The 1,444-nt window shown below is 60.4% G+C and carries 2 protein-coding genes; both read left to right on the forward strand.

The window, feature by feature from the left end; genetic code table 11:
* Nucleotides 1–339: 339 nt before the first annotated feature.
* Nucleotides 340–1,080 carry a response regulator gene (locus tag ACRESJ_RS09470; RefSeq protein ID WP_431757677.1) on the forward strand — a complete coding sequence of 247 codons (741 nt, stop codon included), beginning with the start codon at nt 340–342 and terminating at the stop codon, nt 1,078–1,080.
* 114 nt (nt 1,081–1,194) lie between these two features.
* The gene (locus ACRESJ_RS09475; RefSeq protein WP_431757678.1) at nt 1,195–1,419 is read left to right on the forward strand and encodes a hypothetical protein; all 225 of its coding nucleotides are present in this window, start codon (nt 1,195–1,197) and stop codon (nt 1,417–1,419) included.
* Nucleotides 1,420–1,444 lie beyond the last annotated feature (25 nt).

The raw sequence follows: 1,444 nt of genomic DNA on the forward strand, positions 1-1,444 counted from the left end.
CGCCCCCTCGGCAGGCTGAGTGGAGGTATTCATCCGGGGATTGGCGCGCAGCGCCGTTCGACGCAGTCGAACTCATCGCATGTAGGTGCCAGCGAAGCCAACCGGAGGGCGATGCCCCCGGATGAATGCCGGAGCGAAGGAACCCCGAGCCTTAGCGAGGGGCCGTACGAAAGGGGCGAGACTTTTTGGTTCCTTTTGTGGCGTTTGACAAAAGGGACTCGCCGTAAGGGCGAAACCATAAGCCGCCGTTACCGCAGCAACGGATATGCCCCCAATCACCCAACAGCATGGTCGGCCCAAAGGCCGCCAAGCCCCCGCGAATATCAAAAGGATCGGCTCATGGACCACGTCAACCACATCCTGATCGTCGACGACGATCGCGAAATTCGCGAACTGGTAGGCAACTACCTGAAAAAGAACGGCCTGCGCACCACCATGGTCGCCGACGGCCGGCACATGCGCAGCTTTCTCGAAACCAACCAGGTCGACCTGATCGTCCTCGACATCATGCTGCCCGGCGATGACGGCCTGGTCCTGTGCCGTGAACTGCGCTCGGGCAAACACAAAGCCACGCCCATCCTGATGCTCACCGCACGCAACGACGAAACCGACCGCATCCTCGGCCTGGAGATGGGCGCTGACGACTACCTGACCAAACCCTTTGCCGCCCGGGAGCTGCTGGCGCGGATCAACGCGGTGCTGCGCCGCACCCGGATGCTGCCGCCCAACCTGCTGGTCACCGAAAGCGGCCGCATGCTGGGTTTCGGCCGCTGGCGCCTGGACACCACCGCCCGTCACTTGCTGGACGAAGACGGCACCCTGGTCGCCCTCAGCGGCGCTGAATACCGCCTGTTGCGAGTGTTCCTCGATCATCCGCAGCGGGTGCTGAGTCGCGATCAACTGCTCAACCTGACCCAGGGCCGCGATGCCGATCTGTTCGACCGGTCCATCGACCTGCTGGTCAGCCGCCTGCGCCAACGGCTCAAGGACGACTCCCGGGAGTCGACCTACATCAAAACGGTGCGCAGTGAGGGCTACGTCTTCTCCTACCCGGTGGAAATGCTCGATGCGCAGGGTTGACTGCTGACAAAAGATCACTGCGCTCAATAACGACTATGCGTCAGGGTGTTTTTTTATCACGACGCTCCAGCACTACAGTGGCCACATCTTCTTCCCACGCTCTGGAGCAACATCATGAAAAGCATCATCGCTCTTGGATTCGCCCTTTCAGTTCTTGGCGCTACGTCCGCCATCGCGGCCCCCCACGCAACTTCGCAGGTGGTTGCAGCAGCCAAAGTCAGCCAGCCGGCCACTTTGAACGTAAACACCGTCGGTATCGATCACAAAGACAGCCAACAGGAAAAACTCTACGTCGCCGAAAACCGCCCTGAGTTCGGTTCCAAATATCAGCGCTATTGATCAACAACCTTGTGCTGACCTGATC

It is taken from the genome of Pseudomonas sp., from assembly GCF_050739655.1.
Lineage (GTDB): Bacteria > Pseudomonadota > Gammaproteobacteria > Pseudomonadales > Pseudomonadaceae > Aquipseudomonas.

Bases quoted from the DNA above. Each gene is read 5' to 3' on its own strand.
- ACRESJ_RS09470 (WP_431757677.1), top strand. From the start codon at position 340: ATGGACCACGTCAACCACATCCTGATCGTCGACGACGATCGCGAAATT.
- ACRESJ_RS09475 (WP_431757678.1), top strand. From the start codon at position 1,195: ATGAAAAGCATCATCGCTCTTGGATTCGCCCTTTCAGTTCTTGGCGCT.